General features: G+C 65.5%; 14 protein-coding genes. 8 read left to right on the top strand and 6 right to left on the bottom strand.

Going from position 1 to position 18,185, the window contains the following annotated elements; genetic code table 11:
* Positions 1-57: 57 nt before the first annotated feature.
* Genes EDF58_RS05390 through EDF58_RS05400 form a run of 3 tightly spaced genes read right to left on the bottom strand, consistent with a single transcriptional unit; the run spans position 58 to position 3,307 of the window.
* Positions 58-747: a TadE family protein gene (locus EDF58_RS05390; protein WP_243654078.1), complete on the bottom strand. Its 690-nt coding sequence runs from the start codon at positions 745-747 to the stop codon at positions 58-60.
* Complete coding sequence (locus EDF58_RS05395; RefSeq protein WP_132264156.1) at positions 747-1,370, bottom strand: TadE/TadG family type IV pilus assembly protein; 624 nt, start codon at positions 1,368-1,370, stop codon at positions 747-749. The genes EDF58_RS05390 and EDF58_RS05395 overlap by 1 nt, the downstream gene beginning before the upstream one ends.
* The gene (locus tag EDF58_RS05400; protein WP_132263282.1) at positions 1,370-3,307 is read right to left on the bottom strand and encodes a TadE/TadG family type IV pilus assembly protein; all 1,938 of its coding nucleotides are present in this window, start codon (positions 3,305-3,307) and stop codon (positions 1,370-1,372) included. Before EDF58_RS05400 ends, EDF58_RS05395 begins: the two co-directional genes overlap by 1 nt.
* Positions 3,308-3,564: 257 nt before the next feature.
* On the opposite strand from EDF58_RS05400, the gene EDF58_RS05405 reads away from it, so the two are divergent.
* The 7 genes from EDF58_RS05405 to EDF58_RS05430 all read left to right on the top strand — a co-directional run bounded on the left by EDF58_RS05405 (position 3,565) and on the right by EDF58_RS05430 (position 14,200).
* On the top strand, positions 3,565-6,690 hold the full coding sequence (locus tag EDF58_RS05405; protein ID WP_132263284.1) for a response regulator: 3,126 nt from the start codon (positions 3,565-3,567) through the stop codon (positions 6,688-6,690).
* Positions 6,687-7,559, top strand: coding sequence for a CheR family methyltransferase (locus EDF58_RS05410; RefSeq protein WP_132263286.1), 873 nt, complete (start codon positions 6,687-6,689; stop codon positions 7,557-7,559). The genes EDF58_RS05405 and EDF58_RS05410 overlap by 4 nt, the downstream gene beginning before the upstream one ends.
* Positions 7,549-9,456 carry a response regulator gene (locus tag EDF58_RS05415; protein ID WP_132263287.1) on the top strand — a complete coding sequence of 636 codons (1,908 nt, stop codon included), beginning with the start codon at positions 7,549-7,551 and terminating at the stop codon, positions 9,454-9,456. Before EDF58_RS05410 ends, EDF58_RS05415 begins: the two co-directional genes overlap by 11 nt.
* Before the next feature lie 95 nt (positions 9,457-9,551).
* Positions 9,552-9,701, top strand: coding sequence for a hypothetical protein (locus EDF58_RS25785; RefSeq protein WP_021235825.1), 150 nt, complete (start codon positions 9,552-9,554; stop codon positions 9,699-9,701).
* A gap of 60 nt (positions 9,702-9,761) precedes the next feature.
* The gene (locus tag EDF58_RS05420) at positions 9,762-10,244 is read left to right on the top strand and encodes a low molecular weight protein-tyrosine-phosphatase (RefSeq protein ID WP_132263289.1); all 483 of its coding nucleotides are present in this window, start codon (positions 9,762-9,764) and stop codon (positions 10,242-10,244) included.
* Between the two features lie 179 nt (positions 10,245-10,423).
* The gene (purC, locus tag EDF58_RS05425) at positions 10,424-11,206 is read left to right on the top strand and encodes a phosphoribosylaminoimidazolesuccinocarboxamide synthase (RefSeq protein WP_132263291.1); all 783 of its coding nucleotides are present in this window, start codon (positions 10,424-10,426) and stop codon (positions 11,204-11,206) included.
* Between the two features lie 138 nt (positions 11,207-11,344).
* Complete coding sequence (locus EDF58_RS05430; RefSeq protein ID WP_132263293.1) at positions 11,345-14,200, top strand: insulinase family protein; 2,856 nt, start codon at positions 11,345-11,347, stop codon at positions 14,198-14,200.
* A 53-nt stretch (positions 14,201-14,253) separates the two neighbouring features.
* Here the strand turns inward: EDF58_RS05430 and EDF58_RS05435 are convergent, their stop codons facing one another.
* Positions 14,254-15,132: an isocitrate lyase/PEP mutase family protein gene (locus EDF58_RS05435; RefSeq protein WP_132263295.1), complete on the bottom strand. Its 879-nt coding sequence runs from the start codon at positions 15,130-15,132 to the stop codon at positions 14,254-14,256.
* 113 nt (positions 15,133-15,245) lie between these two features.
* A complete protein-coding gene (locus EDF58_RS05440; protein ID WP_132263297.1) occupies positions 15,246-15,950 on the bottom strand; it encodes an HAD hydrolase-like protein in 705 nt (234 codons plus the stop codon).
* Positions 15,951-16,009: 59 nt separating this feature from the next.
* On the opposite strand from EDF58_RS05440, the gene glmU reads away from it, so the two are divergent.
* Positions 16,010-17,380 carry a bifunctional UDP-N-acetylglucosamine diphosphorylase/glucosamine-1-phosphate N-acetyltransferase GlmU gene (glmU, locus tag EDF58_RS05445; RefSeq protein ID WP_132263298.1) on the top strand — a complete coding sequence of 457 codons (1,371 nt, stop codon included), beginning with the start codon at positions 16,010-16,012 and terminating at the stop codon, positions 17,378-17,380.
* A 57-nt stretch (positions 17,381-17,437) separates the two neighbouring features.
* Here glmU and EDF58_RS05450 read toward each other — a convergent pair whose 3' ends face one another.
* Positions 17,438-18,172 carry a diguanylate cyclase gene (locus tag EDF58_RS05450; RefSeq protein WP_243654079.1) on the bottom strand — a complete coding sequence of 245 codons (735 nt, stop codon included), beginning with the start codon at positions 18,170-18,172 and terminating at the stop codon, positions 17,438-17,440.
* Between the last annotated feature and the right edge of the window lie 13 nt (positions 18,173-18,185).

The raw sequence follows: 18,185 nt of genomic DNA on the forward strand, positions 1-18,185 counted from the left end.
TTTTTTCCGCAGATCTGAAAGCATCCCTGCAAGGGGCGGGCCGCAAGGGCCTTCGCCTCAGGTGCAGAGCGACTGGCTGCCGGTTCCGGTGATGCCGTTTTTGGTGCCGCTGGGGTTGAGGCTGCGGTCGTCGCGAATCAGGAAGGCCGCCTCGTGCTTGAACACCTGGTCCTTCACGAACATCGTCCCGAACAGCGGCTGGTAGTGGTAGTAGACTTCCACGAACATCACTGCGGAATTGGGCACCGAGTAGATCTTGTGATCCTTCACACCCATGCCGTCCAGCACCGGGCCGGTCTTGTAGGGGTCCGCCTCACCATAGGCTGACTTGCGGTCCAGATCGCCGCGGCAGCGCTGCCAGTGGATGAACTGCCGCTTGGTATCGCTGTCGTATTCCAGGCTGGACAGGACGACACGGCCATTGGTTTCGAAATCGAAGCTGCTGCCCTCTTTCAGGGCGCCCCACATGACCGAATCGACTTGCGCTTCCTTGACCGTCGGGCTGACGGTGCTGTTGTCCGTCTGCCCGAGGCGGGAGGCGTTGTCCGCCACGGACGTCGCGATTTCACCGACCTGCATGTTGGTCATGGCCATCATCGCCACTTCGGTTCCGTAAAGCCCCAGGGTCAGCAGCACCGGCAGGATAAGCGCCAGTTCGATGAACGAGACGCCGCTCTGGTCCTCGCGCAGCCGGCGCAGGAGCGCGGCGCGGCGCGGCCAGTTCTTCGGCCTGTTCGGCGATGCCATCATTGGCAGGTCCCTGCTGCCGAGCCTACCGCCTGCTGAAGGGCGTAAGGCTGGTTCTTCCTGACGGCCGTGGCCGAGAGCGTGCGCTTGGTGTTCCCGTCGGTCAGTCCGGGAACGGGGAACACGGGCGTATACGTGACCTTCACGGTGTAGACGACCACGTCGTTCGCGCCGCCATTGCCGCTCTTGCCGACATCGGCGTCCCAATGGCCGTTCTTGTTCTCGTCCGTGTAGGATTCGCCATTGTCGCAGATGCTGTTGTTGTTCTTGTCGTTCCAGGCCTCCGGCCGGGCGATGTCGGTGAAGTCGAAATAGCTCGACCGCGTGATTTCCACTTTGGCTCCCGGCGCGACACCGTCGACCAGTCGCTTGACATAGGCATCGCCCGCTTCCGTCTCGGCAGTCTCCAGCGTGCCGTTGCGGGCCACTTGCTGTACGCCGCCCTGGAGCACGGCGCGGATGTAAGCCATGTGGCCCAGATCGAAGATGCCCATGAGCAGGATGATGAGGACCGGGCCCGCTACCGCGAACTCGATCGCGGTCACGCCCCGGGTATCGGCCCGGCAGTCGGCCCGGAGGCGCCGGAGCGCTCCGGCAGCCGAATGCGACAGGCGGCGCAGCATCACTCGGTGATCCTCAGTTCGCCGACCTGCTTGGCGATTTCCTGGAACGCGGTGTTGAGATCGGTGGCGTTGGTGGCGACATAGGAACTGTCGTCGGAGGCGCAGGTCTTCAGGTCGGTGGAAAGCCCCGAAGTGAAGGCGATCACCCAGACGCGGATACCCTTGGCCTTGATCGCCTCGCATACGGCTAGGAAGCGCGACGTGTGGCGCGCGTCGGCATCGCTTTCCGAACCGCCGGCCGTCGTGCGCAGGTCCCACCAGTCCATGCCCCAGGCCGTCGGCACATAGTTGGACGTGTCCATCTGGCCGTCGGTCATGAAGATGATGTGCCGGGCGACTTCACCGCCATTGGTGGGCTCCAGGTTCACCGTGTCCTTGAAGATACCGTCGGGCGAGAGCATCCGCCCACCCCAGATCATGCCGATGTCGAGGTAAGTGCCGCCCACCGCCGTCAGCGAGTTCGCGTAAGTGTTGAAGCTGGACTGGTCCATCTCGGTCAGGAGCTTCGCTTCGGCGGGGCAGTAGGTTCCGGCCGATGCGCCATCCGTCGTCGTGTTGCGTGTCCAGGTGCTGGAACTGCTGCCCGCACGGCGGTAGGAAATCTCCGGCCAGAGCGGACCCCACTTGGTCTTGGCATCCGACGTTGGCGCGCTGTCGATATCGATGTCCAGCGCCGTCGACGGGCTGAGGCCCGTGATCGAGTTGTAGCTGAAGTTCGCCGTGTTCGACGTGCTGCGCTCCTCGATGCAACCGCCCCAGGTGTAGGAAACGGACGCGCCGTTATTGCCGTTGAGCACGGGGGTCGAGCCGAACGTCTTGAACTTGGACGTATCGACGCCGGTGACCTGGCGATATTCCCAATGGTCGAAGGTAGAACCCTTCACATTTGTGGAATTCGTGGCGTTCTTGTAAGTGTCAGTGGTCACCTTTGTGCGAGCATAAGTAGTCGTATATAAGTAATACGTCCCATTATTGCTCTTGCACTCATAGGTCAGCATCTGCTGCGGTTGCTTCGTCACAACCGTGACCGTAATATTCGGCGTCGTTCCGGAAGTGGTCGTCTCGGTGGTGGACGAATTTACATTGGAATAAGCGCTTTGATTCGCAGGCTTATTGTTGTTGCATTGAGTTTGGTTCTTGTAGCTCGAACCTCGTGACGTGGTGTTTTTTTCGTCCTCGTAAGTGTCTTTCGTCCCCGTCTTCGTCCCATTTGCGACGTTCAGGAAGATCGGCACGCGCGACTGGTAGTTCCAGCTGTCGGCGATGTAGCTCTTGTCCACGGCGTTGAGCAGCTTGCCGACGTTGACCGACGAGCTGTAGGGCACGAAGCCGTAGCGCACACGGGCGTTGGTTTCCTTGGTCGCGCCGGAAACCGTGGTGTAGAAGTTCTTCATCGCGCTGCGCAGCGCGGCGATGCGGGTCGATCCGCTCAGCGATTCCGCCATCGAGCCGGTGGTATCCAGCACCATCATCACGTCGGCATTGCCGATGCCCATGGACGATGTGCATTTCACGCTCAGAGCGAAATTGTTGAACCCGAACAGGCGCATGACCACGGTGTCCAGCACGGTCGCCGCCGTGCCCTCGACGGTCTGGCCCTTGTCCGGGGAAGACACCTCGAAGTTCGTGGTGCCCGTGCCAAGAGTGGAATCGTTGAAATTGGTCTTGAAGTAGTTGTCTGCCACCGTGTGGACGGACGGCGCCAGTCCGTTGACCGGCGTCGTCGAATCCGCGTCCGTCGCCACGGTGCGCCGCGCCGCCAGCACCGCGGAGTCGCAGGCGGCCTGGAGCTGGTTCTCCACCTTGAAGTTGCGGCTGAGATCGATGGCCGATCCCACGATCGCCGCCGCCACGACCATGCCGATGGCCGCCATCGGCAGGATATTGCCGGATATGTCCTTGAGGAGGCGGTGCAACTGGTGAGTGATTCTGCGCATCGGAGGACCAGTCTTTCGGCGAAGTTCGTCGGGATTTCAGCACGCCCTACCGGAACTTACTTAATGAAACCCTCACTCACCCTGCGCCGCTGCACCTCACGAAACCTCGAAAATCTTGGGTAATACAAGATTTATCACGTTCCCTCGGGAACCGATGGAACCCTGCCTGCGTTCAACCTCCCGATCCGGGGACCGCCCTTGAAGTTTGGGGGGAGGAGCGGTCCGCCTGCAGCCGGCGTTTCCCCTTGAGATTCATAATGTCGCCCAGCAAGGCTTTCAGTCCTCACGTCCAGCTAGCGCTCGTCATTATCATCACCCTGGGGCTCTGCCTTCTGATCGACGCCACCATTCCCCTGGGAACGGGGGTGAGCGTTCTTTACCTGCTGCCCACGGTGATCGCCTTTGTCGCCCGCCGCCCGGTGACGCCGCTGCTGGCCGCCATCTCCGGCATCGGCTGTACCATCGTCGCCTATTTCATGGCGCCGCAGGGGCTGGGCCTGGAAGTGGCGATGACGAACCGCGCCTTGTCGGGCATCACCAATATCCTGCTGGCGGTCATCGGTTTCTTCCTCATCCGCTACCGTAACGACAACCGTCACCAGCAATGGCTGCGCGAGAGCGAGACGGACCTGGCGCGGGCCACGGCCGGCAGCATCGCGCTGGACGAGCTGGGCAGCCGCACCCTCTCCTTCCTGGCCGAGCGCTTCGGCGCGATCGCCGGCGCCCTCTACGTCAAGGACGATGGTGCTTTCCGCAAGATCGCCACATATGGCGTGCCGGCCGGAGCCACCGTCCCCGAGCGCATGGAGCCGGGCGAGAGCCTGCTCGGCGAAGTCATGCGCCACGGCCGCACCACCACCATCGCCCGCGTTCCGGCCGGCTACCTCTCGTTCGGAACCGCGCTCGGCCAGGCAACGCCGGCCCGGCTGGTGCTGGGCGCGCCCCACGTCGACGGTACGGTCAACGCCGTGCTCGAACTCGGCTTCCTCGACACGCCGGAAGCGCGGCCGGAAGACCTCGCCGCCTTCCTCGACCTCGTCGGCAGTTCGCTCGGCATCACCCTGCGTTCGGCCAAGTATCGCGCCCGCCTGGAACACCTGCTTTCGGAGACCCAACAGCAGGCCGAGGAACTCCAGAACCAGAGCGAGGAACTGCGCGCCACCAACGACGAACTGGAAGCGCAGAGCAAGCTGCTGCTTCACTCTCAGACCCAGCTCGAAGAGCAGCAGGCCGAGCTGGAGCGCAGCAATTCGCAGCTCGAGGAACAGGCCCAGTCGCTCGAAGCCCAGCGCGACGAGCTGACCCGTTCGCAGACCCGCCTGCGCAGCCAGACCGACGAGCTGGAACAGGCCAGCCGCTACAAGTCCGAATTCCTCGCCAATATGAGCCACGAACTGCGCACGCCGCTCAATTCGCTGCTCATCATGGCCCGCCTCCTGGCCGACAATCGCCAGGGCAACCTCTCGGGCGAGCAGGTCCGTTATGCCGAGACCATCGAGTCTTCCGGCAACGATCTGCTGACGCTAATCAACGACGTGCTCGACATTTCCAAGATCGAGGCCGGGCGGCTCGAACTGGAACCGCACCGCGTGCCGATGGACGCCATGCTCGGCAAGCTGGAGAACACTTTCTCCGCCGCAGCCTCGGGCAAGGGCCTGTCACTGACGATGCATGCGGCCGAGGGCGTGACCGAGATCGAGACCGACCCGCTGCGGCTGGAGCAGGTGCTCAAGAACTTCCTCTCCAACGCCATCAAGTTCACGTCGCAGGGCGAAGTCTCGCTTGTCGTCGCGCGGGCCGCGAAAGGCCGCATCGCCTTCGCGGTGCGCGACACCGGCCCCGGCATTCCCACGGACCAGCAGGACGCGATCTTCGAGGCCTTCCGCCAGGCGGACGGCGGCATCGCCCGCAAGTACGGCGGCACCGGGCTGGGCCTGTCGATCTCCCGCGAACTGGCGCACTTGCTCGGCGGCACCATCACGGTGGACAGCACGCCCGGCACCGGCAGCGTGTTCACTCTGGAACTGCCCGAGACCTTCACGCCCGGCGATACCGCCAGCACCCCGCTGATCCCGGGCCGGTCCAGCCCCACGCCCACCCCGGCCGCATCGCAGACGACAGCCCCCGCGACCCGCCGCGGCCCTACTCCTTCCGACGACCGCGAGACGCTTTCGGGCGATTCCCGCGTCATCCTGATCGTCGAGGACGATCCCGCTTTTGCCCGGATTCTCAGTGACCTGGCGCATGAAGTAGGCTTCGAATGCCTGATCGCGGGCACGGCCGACGAAGGCGCCCTGCTCGCCCGGCAATATCTGCCGCAGGCGGTGATCCTGGACATGCACCTGCCCGACCACACCGGGCTTTCCGTGCTCGATCGCATCAAGCGCGACACCCGCACACGCCACATCCCTGTCCACATCGTCTCTGCCGATCACGACGACCATGCCGCGCTGGCCAGCGGCGCGGTGGGCTATCTGTTCAAGCCGGTCAGCCGCGACACCCTCGTCGGCATGCTGGAGGGCCTCGAAGCCCGCATGGACCAGCGCCTGCGCCGCGTGCTGGTGGTGGAGGACGACCCCCGGCAGGCCGAGGCGATCCACCTCCTCCTCGCCTCGCGCGATGTCGAGACCGTGGACGTCCAGAGCGCCGCCGACTGCCTTGCCCGCCTTGGCGAGGAAACCTTCGACTGCATGGTGCTGGACCTCAACTTGCCCGACATGTCCGGCCTCGACCTGCTCGAACGTCTCTCCCACGACGAGAGCGTCGGCTTCCCGCCGGTGATCGTCTATACCGGCCGCGAACTCTCCGAAGAGGAAGAGATGCGGCTGCGGCGCTATTCCAAGTCGATCATCGTCAAGGGTGCCAAGAGCCCCGAGCGCCTGCTGGACGAAGTGACGCTGTTCCTGCACCAGGTCGTGTCCGAGATGCCGGACGAGAAGCAGCAGCTCCTCGCCCGCTCGCTGGGCCGCGATGCCGCGCTGGAAGGCCGCCAGATCCTGGTGGTGGAAGACGACATCCGCAACATCTATGCCCTCACCTCGGTGCTCGAACCGCACGGCGTCCACGTCCGCATCGCCCGCAACGGCATCGAGGCGCTGAACGAACTCGCCCGCGTCGCGGACAGCGATATCCGCGACAGCGGCGGGGTCGGTGTCGACCTGGTGCTGATGGACGTGATGATGCCGGAAATGGACGGCCTCGCCTGCACGCGCGAAATCCGCAAGAACCCGCAGTGGAAGGGCCTGCCGATCATCGCCCTCACCGCCAAGGCCATGGAACGCGACCATCGCGAGTGCCTGGAAGCCGGCGCCAACGACTATCTCTCCAAGCCGCTCGACGTCGACAAGCTGCTCAGCCTCGTCCGCGTGTGGATGCCGCGATGAAACCCCTTGGACGGCGCGCCGTCGAAGCGGTGGAGGATATCGAGGTAGACCTCCTCATCGAGGCGATCTGGCGGCGATACCAGTACGATTTCCGGGACTATTCCCGCGCCTCGCTGCTGCGCCGGCTGCAGCGGGCGCAATCCCATTTCGGCTATCCCCACCTCTCCAGCCTGCTCGACCGGATTCTCCACGATCCCGAGAGCCTCAACGTCCTGATCGGTTTCCTGACCATCCAGGTCAGCGAGATGTTCCGCGACCCCGAGTATTTCCGGGCGATCCGCGAACAGGTCATCCCGCATCTACGCACCTGGCCCTCGATCAAGGTCTGGGTGGCCGGCTGCGCCAATGGCGAGGAATTCTACTCGCTGGCCATCCTGTTCCGCGAGGAAGGGCTGGAAGAGCGCACCTTGTTCTACTGCACCGACATCAACCCCGCCGCCCTCGCCAAGGCGGAGGCCGGGGTCTACGAGATCGACCGGATCGCAGGCTTTTCCCGCAATTATCACGAGGCAGGCGGCCAGGGGTCGCTTGCGGACTATTACACCGCGAACTACGGCGTGGCCCGGTTCGACCCGACCCTGCGCCGCCGCGCGGTCTTCGCCGACCACAATCTGGCGAGCGACGCCGTGTTCTCCGAGGTTCAACTGGTGTCCAGCCGCAACGTGCTGATCTATTTCGACAGGGCGCTTCAGGACCGCGCGCTCGGCCTGTTCGCGCAGTCCCTTCCGCCCGGAGGATTCCTGGGACTTGGCTCGAAGGAAACCGTGCACTTCTCCGCAGAGGGCGATAGCTTCGCCGAATTCGCGCCAATGGAAAAGATCTGGCGACGCACCAAACACGACGTCCAGGAGGCCGCCTTTGCTGAATGAGCCGCTCAAGATCCTGGCCGTGGACGATATCCGGGAGAACCTGCTCGTCCTGGAAGCCGCGCTCGACCAGCCGGGTGTCGAACTCGTCACCGTCTCGTCCGGCTTCGAGGCGCTCGAAGCCATGCTGCGCGACGATTTCGCGCTGGCCCTGCTCGACGTGATGATGCCCGAGATGGACGGCTTCGAACTGGCCGAACTGATGCGCGGTACAGAGCGTACCCGCGCCGTCCCTATCATCTTCCTGACCGCGCTCGCCACCGACGAACGCCGCCGGTTCCGTGGCTACGAAGCCGGAGCCGTCGATTACCTGCTCAAGCCGCTCGACATGGTCGAGCTGAACTCCAAGGTCGCGGTCTTCGTCGAGCTCGCCCGCCAGCGCCGCGAGATCGCGCGCCAGCGCGACGAACTCGGCCTCGCGCTCGGTCGCCTGCGCGCGCACGGCGACAATTCGCCGCTCGCCGTGCTGGAGATCGACGCCAACTTGCGGATCGTCAGCTGGTATCGCAGCGCCGAGCGCGAGATCGGCTTCTCCGCGCAGGACGTGCTCGGCCTGAAAGTGGAGGAAGCCCCCTTCCTGGCCCCGGCCGACCGCGCGCGCTTCGTCGAAGGCATGCGCGCCCTGCTCGGCGGGGAAGACCGCCGCGAGACGCAGGAGCACCGCTTCCTGCGGGCTGACAAGGCTCTGCGCGAAGGCGAATGGTACTGTTCCTCGCTGGCGGGCACGGGCTCGCGCGGGGCCAGCGTGATGATCGAACTGCTCGACGTGACCGAGCGCCACCGCGCCGAGGAAACGCAGCGCCTGCTGATCGGCGAGCTGAACCACCGCGTGAAGAACACGCTGGCCACGGTCCAGGCCATCGCCTCGCAGGGTTTTCGCCATGCCCGTTCGGCGGAGGAATTCCAGCAATCGTTCGGTGGGCGCCTGCAGTCGCTTGCCCGCGCCCATTCCCTCCTCAGCGCCACGACCTGGGAACCCGCCAGCCTGCGCCGGCTCATCGCGGACCAGGTGGCGATCGGCGCCGTGAGCGAGGAACGGCTGCGCCTGGCCGGACCCGACGTGGACCTGCCGCCCGAACTCGCCTTGCGTTTTTCGCTGATCCTCCATGAGCTGGCCACCAACGCGCACAAGTACGGCGCTTTGTCCAACGAGACCGGCACGGTCGCGCTCGACTGGTCGCTGACGCGCCATGTCCTCTCGCTCACATGGAGCGAACGGGGCGGTCCGCCGGTCGTCGCGCCGCAGCGCCGGGGCTTCGGCTCGACCCTGATCGAAAGCAGCATGGCCGCCGACGGCGCCCGCATCAGTGCCGAATATGCCCCCGAAGGCGTGCGCTGGCACCTGGTGCTGCCGCTGGCCGACGATGCCGCACTCGAACCGCCACCGCTCCTGGTAACCGACACTGCTGGCGGCGCGCCCGCCGCGGCGATCCATGAGGCCGCCGGCCCTCAGTCTGCTGTCTTCCTGGCCGCTGACTCCCCGGCCGCCGGCTCCCTGGCCGTCGATGCGGCGGCACACCGCCCGAGCGCGCAGGGCCTGCGGGTGCTGATCGTCGAGGACGAGCCTCTGGTGGCCATGGAACTGATGATGGAGATCGAGGACTCGGGCGCCATCGCTCTCGGCCCTGCCACGTCCTGCGAACAGGCCATTGCCATGATCCGCGAAACCGGCCCCGACCTCGCCCTCCTGGACGGCAATCTCAATGGCGAGCGAATCGACGCCGTGGCGGACGAATTGGCAGCAAGGTCCACGCCTTTCGCCTTCGTCAGCGGCTACGACCGCCAGCACCTGCCCAAGGACCACAGCGAGCGGCCCATGCTGGGCAAGCCCTTCCTGGGCCGGGAAGTCGGCGCCATGGTCCGCCAACTCGCCGAAGAGGCCGGCGCCCTCGCCCGCTGAACCTCGGACAACGGCTCCGCGGCGCGCGGAAAAGGAAACTTTCCGCGCGTCCTAGGGTTTATTCTCAGGAATGATCCCTAGAAATGGAGCCGCCAATGGCCCTGACGCAAGACAGCACTTATCGCTCGGAACGGATCTGGACGCCGCGCGCGCCGCTCGATCCCGGCCTGCGCCGCCGCTTCCATGGCCCCATCCAGCCGATGGACCAGCCCACTTTCCTCGAACGCCTGTTCGGGCATCGCTGACCCCGGCCCACCCTCCAAACACATTTGTGATCGGCCCCGACCGCCTGTAGGCTAGGCGCCATGTCCGCAGTGCCTCCAGCGTCCTTCCTTTTCGTCTGCCTCGGCAATATCTGCCGCTCCCCGCTTGCCGAAGCGGCGCTTCGCGAGGCGGCGGACGAAGCGGGACTGGACCTCGATATCGACTCCGCCGGGACCGGCGCCTGGCATATCGGCAAAGGCCCCGACCCGCGCTCCTGCGCCGAGGCGCTCCGCCACGGCATCGATATTTCATCCTATCGTGCCAGGCAGGTCAAAGCCGACGACTTCCGCAGATTTGACCGCATCGTCGCGCTGGACGCCAGCAATCTCGCGAATCTGAGGCGCATCGCCCCTGCCGGCCATTCCGCCCGCCTTTCGCTCCTGCTGGACCATGTGCCCGGACTGGAAGGGCAGGACGTGGAAGATCCCTATTATGGCGGCCCCGAAGGCTTCGAGACGACCTGGCGTCAGGTGCGCGAGGCGGCCCGCAATCTCGTGGCGGAAATCGCCGGATCGGGCCGCTGACCCCGGCGTACGGATAGCTCTGGAGCGATCCGCCGATGAGCGCCCCTGCCGGACGGGCCCAACCGGTTTGCTTTTACCCCTGCTTCCATTATATGCCCGCTCGAACGCCCCGGCCCGCGGTCGCCCGACGTCCTACAAGCCGGGGTTTGCTCTTTATACAGTTTCAAGGACGAACACGCATGTCCCGTCGCCGCCAGATCTACGAGGGCAAGGCCAAGATCCTCTACGAAGGCCCTGAACCCGGCACCCTGATTCAGTATTTCAAGGACGATGCCACTGCGTTCAACGCGCAGAAAAAGGGCACGATCCAGGGCAAGGGCGTGATCAACAACCGCATCAGCGAGTACGTGTTCACGCGCCTGAATCACATTGGCGTGCCCAACCACTTCATCCGCCGCCTCAACATGCGCGAGCAGCTCGTCCGCCAGGTCGAGATCATCCCGATCGAGGTCGTGGTGCGCAATGTGGCGGCCGGTTCGATCTCGAAGCGCCTGGGCATTCCTGAAGGCGAGCCCCTGCCGCACACGCTGATCGAATATTACTACAAGGACGATGCGCTGGGCGATCCGATGATCGCCGAAGAGCACATCGCCTGCTTCGGCTGGGCCACCAACGAAGAGATGCAGGACATCTCGGCGATGGCGATCCGCGTGAACGACTTCATGTGCGGCATGTTCGCGGCGATCAACATTCGCCTCGTGGACTTCAAGCTCGAATTCGGCCGCATCTGGGACGGCGACTACAGCCGCGTGATCCTGGCGGACGAGATCAGCCCCGACGGCTGCCGCCTGTGGGACATGTTCACCGGCGAAAAGCTGGACAAGGACCGCTTCCGCCGCGACCTCGGCGGTGAAGAAGAGGCCTACCAGGAAGTCGCCCGCCGCCTCGGCCTGCTGCAGGACGACAACGGCCCGAGCGAAGTGCTCGACCTGTCGAAGCACCGCAAGCTGCGCGGCAAGTAAGTCTCGCAGGACCTTGAAAAGAGCCCGGCCGCCACAAGGCGCGCCGGGCTCTTTTCGTTTGCCCGTTGTCCGCCTCGCCAGGATCGCGGAAGGTCGCAGCCTCTTGTTATCAGCGACTTGGTGAGGCACTCCCGCGCGATGCGGAAGATTCTCCTCACCGCCCTGCTCTTTGCCGCGCCGCTCGGCGCATCGGCCCGAGAGGCCGTGCCGCGCGCCGAGAGAGCCGGCACCAACGACACCAGCTGGGCCTTCGAAAAGAGCGACATCCCGCTCGATTCCGAGTTCCGCTTCGGGCGCCTCGCCAACGGCATGCGCTATATCGTGCGGCGCAATGCCACCCCCGTCGGAACCGCCGTGGTGCGGATGGAAGTCGCCGCCGGCTCGCTCGACGAGCATGACGACGAACAGGGCTTCGCGCATTTCGTGGAGCACATGGCCTTCAACGGCAGCAAGCGCGTGCCCGAAGGTCAGATGATCCCTCTTCTCGAACGCGACGGCCTGGCTTTCGGCGCGGACACCAATGCCTCCACCAGCTTCGAACGCACCGTCTACAAGCTGGACCTGCCGCGCAGCGACGCCGCCCTTCTCGACACGGCGCTGATGCTCATGCGCGAGACCGCCGGCGAGCTGACGATCTCGCAAGCCGCGATCGACCGCGAGCGCGGCGTGATCCTTTCGGAGATGCGCGACCGCAACACCTTCGCCTTGCGCAACACCATCGATTCGACGCGCTTCTTCTACCCCCGCGCGCTCTATTCCAGCCGCTTCCCCATCGGCACCGTCGCCACGCTCAATGCCGCCAACGCACAGAACCTGCGCGCGTTCTATGCGCGCGAATATGTTCCGGACCATGTCACCCTGGTCATCGTCGGAGACTTCGATCCGGCAGCGGTCGAGGCAGGGATCGTGCGCCACTTCGGAGACTGGCAGGGTCCGCAGGCTGAGCTGCAGCCCGATGCCGGGCCGGTGGATGCCAAGGATCGCAAGCGGACCGGCGTCTGGGTCGATCCCGCACTGTCGGAACGGCTGACCATCCAGCGCAACGGCGCCTGGCTGGACGAGCCCGACACGATCGCCCAGCGGCAGGAGAACCTGCTGCGCTCGATCGGCTACGCCATCGTCAACCGCCGCCTGCAGCGCCTTTCGCGCAGTGCCCAGCCCCCATTCCGCGGCGCCGGCTTCGGCACGGGAGACGTTTTCGAAACCGCTCGCTCCACCCGCCTCATCATCGACAGCGTGGACGGCAAATGGGCGGACGGCGTGGCCGCCGTCGCCCGCGAATATCGCCGCGCCCTGGCGCACGGTTTCAGCGCCGCCGAAGTCTCCGAACAGCTCGCCCAATTGCGCAGCTCGCTCGTCGATGCGGCCGGTTCGGCGAATACCCGCAGCAATGCAGTGCTGGCGGCTATCGCGCTGGCGCTCGTCGACGATCGGCTGGTGCCCTCCACGCCGGCCTCCGGGCTCGAACGCTTCGAGGCTTTAGCGCCCCGGATCACGCCCAAGGCCGTGCTGGCCGCTGTCCGGCGCGAGGCGCTGGCGCTCGACAAGCCCCTGATCCGCTTCGAGGGCCGCAAGGCACCGGACGGCGGCGAACCGGCCCTGCGCAGCGCCTGGCAGCAAGCCATGCGCGGCCCCGTGCCTCGCGAAAACGCGGCCGCCGCCGCGAACTTCGGCTATACCGCCTTCGGCACGCCCGGCGCGGTCGTCAGCGATACCCGCGATCCCCTGCTGGGCATTCGCGAGCTGCGTTTTTCCAACGGCGTCATGCTCAATCTCAAGCAGACCGAACTGGAAAAGGATCGCGTGCGCGTCAGCCTCTCCATCGACGGTGGCGACATGCTGGAGACGCGGGACGACCCCCTGGCCACGGATATGGTGGGCTGGCTCGAAAAGGGCGGCCTCGGCAAGCACAGCCGCGACGATCTGGACAGCATCATGGCGGGCCATACGCTGGGCTTCGGCCTGTCGAGCGGCACGGCCAGCTTCGACGCGCAGACGGTCACCACCCCGCGCGATCTCGAACTGCAACTCCAGCTGCTCACCGCCCTGGTCACCGATCCCGGCTACCGCGCCGAGGGCGAAGTGCAGTACCGCCAGCAGGTGAACAACACTTTCGCCCGGCTTCGCGCCACGCCTTCCTCGGCGATGAGCGCGGATCTTGGCCGCATCGTTTCCGACAACGACCCGCGCTTCAGCCTCCAGCCGGTCGAGACCTATCGGCGGCTGACTTATGCCCGGCTGCAGAAGAGCATTTCGGATCGCCTTTCCCATGGCGCCGTGGAAGTGGGCCTCGTCGGCGATTTCGACGAGGACAAGGCCATCGCCTTCGTGGCCGGGACGCTGGGCGCTCTCCCGCCGCGTGAAGCTGCGTTCCAGGCTTATGACGAACAGCCGCCGCGCACCTTCACGGCAGACCGCAGCGCCCGGGTGGTTCGCCACACCGGCCCTGCCGATCAGGCCCTGTTGCGGCTGACCTGGCCCACGCGCGACGATTCGGACCCGCTCGACACGCTCAGGCTGGAAATGCTCGAGCGTGTCGTCCGCATCGAATTGACGGACAGTCTGCGCGAAGCCCTGGGCAAGGCCTATTCACCCTCGGCCGGCAGCTCGCTGTCGCATTACTGGAAGGGTTACGGCACGTTCGCCATCGCCGCCTCGATCGACGTTGCCGACGTTCCCGCCAGCCGCGAGGCGATCCGCAAGGTCCTGCTCGATCTCCGCGCCGCGCCCGTCAGCGACGACGTGCTGCAGCGCGCCCGCGCCCCCCTGCTCGAAGCCTACCAGAACGCACTGAAAGGCAATGCGACCTGGCTCTCGCTGGTCGACCGCGCACAGAGCCAGCCCGACCGCATCGCCCGCTTCACCCAGGCCCGCGAGCGGCTGATCAGGATCACGGCCGCAGACCTCCAGACGATGGCACAGCGCTATCTCGATCTAAACAAGGGCCTGGAGGTCCTGGCCTTGCCCGAGGGCGCCGAATCGCCCAGGCCTTGAGGCATCGGCTTTAAGCGCCCGCCCGAACTGCAAGGCCAGTGCAGCCCCGTCCTCTAGCGCGCGTGGTTGGGGCGGGTGGGTCGGCCGGTGCGCTCCGCCCATTCGGCGATGAGGTCATCGTAGAGGCTTTGGTCGATCAGGTCGTATTTTTCCGGGAAGTTGGTGAAAGCGTTCATTGCGCTTTTCACCGCGCCGGTTTCCATCAGCTCGCGGGCCATGGCAAGATGGCCCACTGCAGCCGAGACCCAGCCCCAGGCGGTGGAGAGGGTGAAGGCCGTGTCAGGCAGGTTGAAGCCCAGCGTGCAGACCGGGATGGTCATGTGCGGGATCACTTCGGCCTGCTGCTCGGGCGGTGCGCTGGCGAAGACGATGGCATCGGCGCCGGCCTCGGCATAAGCGTGGCCGCGGCGGATGGCTTCCTGGACCGATCCGCCCCCGCCGCCGCCATTGGCGCTGGTATAGAGTTCGTCGCAGCGCGCGATGATGACCAGACCGGAATCACCCCGTCCCTTCGCCCCGGCCTCGATCCGCAGCTGCATGTCCTCGACCGAACAGAGACCGTTCACATGCTTGGAATGCTTGGGATTGACCTCGTCCTCGACATGATAGCCCGCGATCCCGGCCGCTGCGTAACGGCGCGTGAAATGATAGGCGTCGGCCACCGTCTCGCCCAGGGTATCCGCGTCGACGATAAGCGGGATGTCGATGGCCTGCGCGATCCGGGCGGACTGCTCGATCATCTCGACCTGGCTGAACACGCCGTTGTCCGGCACCGCATAGTGAAACGCCGAGCAGGCGTGGCCGCCGAGATAGGCCGCCTTGAAGCCGACATGCTCGACGATGCGCCCGGTCAAGGCCGAATAGGCCTCGGCCGCGACGAAGTGCTCACCGTTCTCGATCAGCGCGCGCAGTTTCTCACCCGGCGTCGGCATCGCGTTTCTCTCCCGCTCTTGTCGAGCGAGGGCTCGCACGATTGCCGGTAGCGGACAAGCCGCCCGGCATGCCCAGGGCCGCCGGCGCCCCGCTTATCGGCGGGGCGTTGCGATCACACCGCTTCCGCGGCCGCGCCGATGCGTTCGAGCGTGGGGATCAGTTCGTCGAAGTGATCGATCACGGCCGTCGCGCCAAGCTCCTGCGCCGGGCAATCGTTGAAGCCGAAGCTCACTGCCACGCAGGGAATGCCTGCCGCCGCCGCCGCGCCGGTATCGTATGTGGTATCGCCGACGAAGGCCGCGCGGATGGGCCTGTCGGCGCTGCCGGCCCGCTCCAGCATGAGTTCGATCAGGTCCGGTTTCGGCTTGGCCCGGCCGGGGCCGAGCGTATCGCCGCCGATCACCGTGAAGAAATGATGCGAAAGGCCCAGCTCCGCGAAGATCTTCACGGCCAGGTGCTCCAGCTTGTTGGTCACCACCGCGATCCTGACGCCGCGCGCCGCCAGCCCCTGGAGTATGGCCTCTCCGCCCGGATAGAGCCGGGTCTGCACGGCGACATGGTCGCTGTAGAAATCGATCAGCGCCTGGTGCAGCGCGCTCAGCCGCTCGTCCGAAACCGGACCGCCGGTGACTTCCAGCCCCCGGGCCAGCATCTTCCTGGCGCCGCCGCCCACAAGCTCGCGCACGGCATCGAAGGGGATCGCCGGGCGCCCCTCCAGAGACAAGGCATGGTTGAGGGCTACGGCCAGATCGCCGAGCGAATCCAGCAGGGTTCCGTCCAGATCGAAACCGACGATATCGAAAGGGAAGTCCGTCATTCCCCGATCAGTGGCTTGTCGCTGTGGAAACCGCAACAATTTGCTGGCAAGTGATGCACATGGTCGAACATTCAACGCCCCTCGCTATCGTCGTTCTCGCTGCCGGCAAGGGCACTCGCATGAAGAGTGACTTGCACAAGGTTCTCCATCCCATAGCCGCACGGCCGATGCTGGAACACCTGCTCGAAAGTGCAGCGGCGCTGGCGCCAGAGCGGCAGGTGGTGGTGGCCGGGCACGGCCGCGACCAGCTGGAAAAGGCCCTTGGCGGCCGTGCCGCGATTGCCGTTCAGGAACCCCAGCTCGGCACCGGACATGCGGTGCAGCAGGCCGAAACGGCGCTTTCGGGATTCGCGGGCGACGTGCTGATTCTCTACGGCGACGTGCCTTTCGTCAGCACCGCAACGATGCGCGCGATGATCGACCGGCTCCATGCCGACGATTCGCCGGCTGTCGTCGTGCTCGGCTTCGAGCCGGAAGAGCCGCTGCAATATGGCCGCGTGCTCGCCCATGACGACGGGCGCATCGCGATGATGGTGGAATACAAGGACGCCACCGAAGAGCAGCGCGCCTGCCGCCTCTGCAATTCCGGGCTGATGGCAGTGAAGTCGGCAGACCTGTTCGACCTGCTCGCCCGCGTCGGCAACGACAATGCCCAGGGCGAATATTACCTGGTCGACATCGTCAATGTGGCGACGCTCGAAGGACGCGCCTGCGCGGTGATCGTCACGCCGGATCCCGATGAAGTGGGCGGCATCAACAGCCGCGGCGAACTGGCCGAGGCCGAAGCCCGCTGGCAGGCCCGGCGCCGCATCGCCGCCATGGCCGACGGCGTGACCCTGATCGCACCCGAAACGGTGTTCTTCGCCTGGGACACCGTGCTCGGCCGCGATGTGACCATCGAGCCCAACGTGGTCTTTGCCCCCGGCGTGACCGTGGCGGACAATGTCGTAATCCACGCCTTTTCGCACCTCGAAGGCGCGACTCTCGAAAGCGGTGTCGCCATCGGTCCCTACGCCAGGCTGCGCCCCGGCGCGGTGCTGCGCAAGGGTGCCAAGGTCGGCAACTTCGTCGAAGTGAAGAACGCCGAACTGGGCGAAGGCGCCAAGGCCAACCACCTGACTTACGTCGGCGATGCCACGATCGGCGCCAAGGCCAACCTCGGCGCAGGTACGATCACCTGCAATTACGACGGCTACTTCAAGCACCGGACCGTCATCGGCGAGCGCGCCTTCATCGGCTCGAACAGCGCCCTCGTCGCCCCGGTCAAGATCGGTGCCGACGCCATCGTCGCGGCCGGCAGCACGGTCACCCGCGACGTCGCTGACGGCGAGCTGCGGCTGGTGCGCGGCGAACAACTGGTCAAGCCCGGCTGGGCCGACCGTTTCCACGATGCGATGAAGAAGAAAAAAGCCGAAAAGTCAGCAAACTGATGCGAAAACGGGCGGTCATGGACCGCCCGTCGTCATGTCAGCGGAGAAACCGGCCGATCAGGCGCCGATGGCCTGCTTCTGGGCGATGAAGTCCAGTTCGCTCTTGGCGCCGGCGTTGCTCGGATCGTAATCGAGCGACTGGCGGAACAGCTTGGCGGCATCGTCCAACTGGCCCATCTCGATCTTGTTGTAGCCCATCCCGCGCAGCGCGCGCGCCGCCACCGATGCGTCAGTACCCTTGGTGTCCTTGTCCACCAGCGCCCAGGCATGGGAGAACAGATCGTAAGAGCGCTGCCATTCACGGCGCGACTTGAACAGTTCCGCATATTCGTTGGCGAAATGCGCATTGTCCGGCGCCAGCTCCGTGGCGCGCCGCAGCTCGCCCTCGGCAAGGTCGCCCCGGCCGAGATCGACGAGCGCGAAGCCCTTGCCGAAGTGCGCATCGCAGACGGCGCTGCTCACCGCGACCGCCTTGCCCGCGGCCACCGGCGCATCCGCAGCCTGGGACTGGCAGAGCCGCGGCCGGGCATCGCCGCTCAGCGCCTGCTCGCTGGCCAGGATCACCGAATCGAACATCTTAACCGCCTGCGCGGGCTTGCCGGCACGGATCAGGGCAAAGCCCTTGCTGACGCCGTTCTGGCTCTCGACATGAAGCGCCGTGTTCACCACCGCGGCACTGCCGCCGATGTCACGCGCGAAAGCAGGTCCGGAACCGGCCGTAGCGACCATCCCGACAAAAGCACCGGCCAGACCGATAGAAGTAAATGAAACCGACTTCTTGATGAAGTTCATCGGCCGATCCTCT

The sequence above is a fragment of the Novosphingobium sp. PhB57 genome, from assembly GCF_004342985.1.
In the GTDB taxonomy this organism is placed as follows: Bacteria; Pseudomonadota; Alphaproteobacteria; order Sphingomonadales; family Sphingomonadaceae; genus Novosphingobium.

Coding starts and splice junctions, on each gene's coding strand:
- EDF58_RS05440 (WP_132263297.1), bottom strand. CDS start 15,950: ATGACGGACTTCCCTTTCGATATCGTCGGTTTCGATCTGGACGGAACC.
- EDF58_RS05390 (WP_243654078.1), bottom strand. CDS start 747: ATGGCATCGCCGAACAGGCCGAAGAACTGGCCGCGCCGCGCCGCGCTC.
- EDF58_RS05450 (WP_243654079.1), bottom strand. CDS start 18,172: ATGAACTTCATCAAGAAGTCGGTTTCATTTACTTCTATCGGTCTGGCC.
- EDF58_RS25785 (WP_021235825.1), top strand. CDS start 9,552: ATGGCCCTGACGCAAGACAGCACTTATCGCTCGGAACGGATCTGGACG.
- EDF58_RS05405 (WP_132263284.1), top strand. CDS start 3,565: ATGTCGCCCAGCAAGGCTTTCAGTCCTCACGTCCAGCTAGCGCTCGTC.
- EDF58_RS05430 (WP_132263293.1), top strand. CDS start 11,345: ATGCGGAAGATTCTCCTCACCGCCCTGCTCTTTGCCGCGCCGCTCGGC.
- EDF58_RS05435 (WP_132263295.1), bottom strand. CDS start 15,132: ATGCCGACGCCGGGTGAGAAACTGCGCGCGCTGATCGAGAACGGTGAG.
- purC (WP_132263291.1), top strand. CDS start 10,424: ATGTCCCGTCGCCGCCAGATCTACGAGGGCAAGGCCAAGATCCTCTAC.
- glmU (WP_132263298.1), top strand. CDS start 16,010: ATGGTCGAACATTCAACGCCCCTCGCTATCGTCGTTCTCGCTGCCGGC.
- EDF58_RS05410 (WP_132263286.1), top strand. CDS start 6,687: ATGAAACCCCTTGGACGGCGCGCCGTCGAAGCGGTGGAGGATATCGAG.
- EDF58_RS05420 (WP_132263289.1), top strand. CDS start 9,762: ATGTCCGCAGTGCCTCCAGCGTCCTTCCTTTTCGTCTGCCTCGGCAAT.
- EDF58_RS05395 (WP_132264156.1), bottom strand. CDS start 1,370: ATGCTGCGCCGCCTGTCGCATTCGGCTGCCGGAGCGCTCCGGCGCCTC.
- EDF58_RS05400 (WP_132263282.1), bottom strand. CDS start 3,307: ATGCGCAGAATCACTCACCAGTTGCACCGCCTCCTCAAGGACATATCC.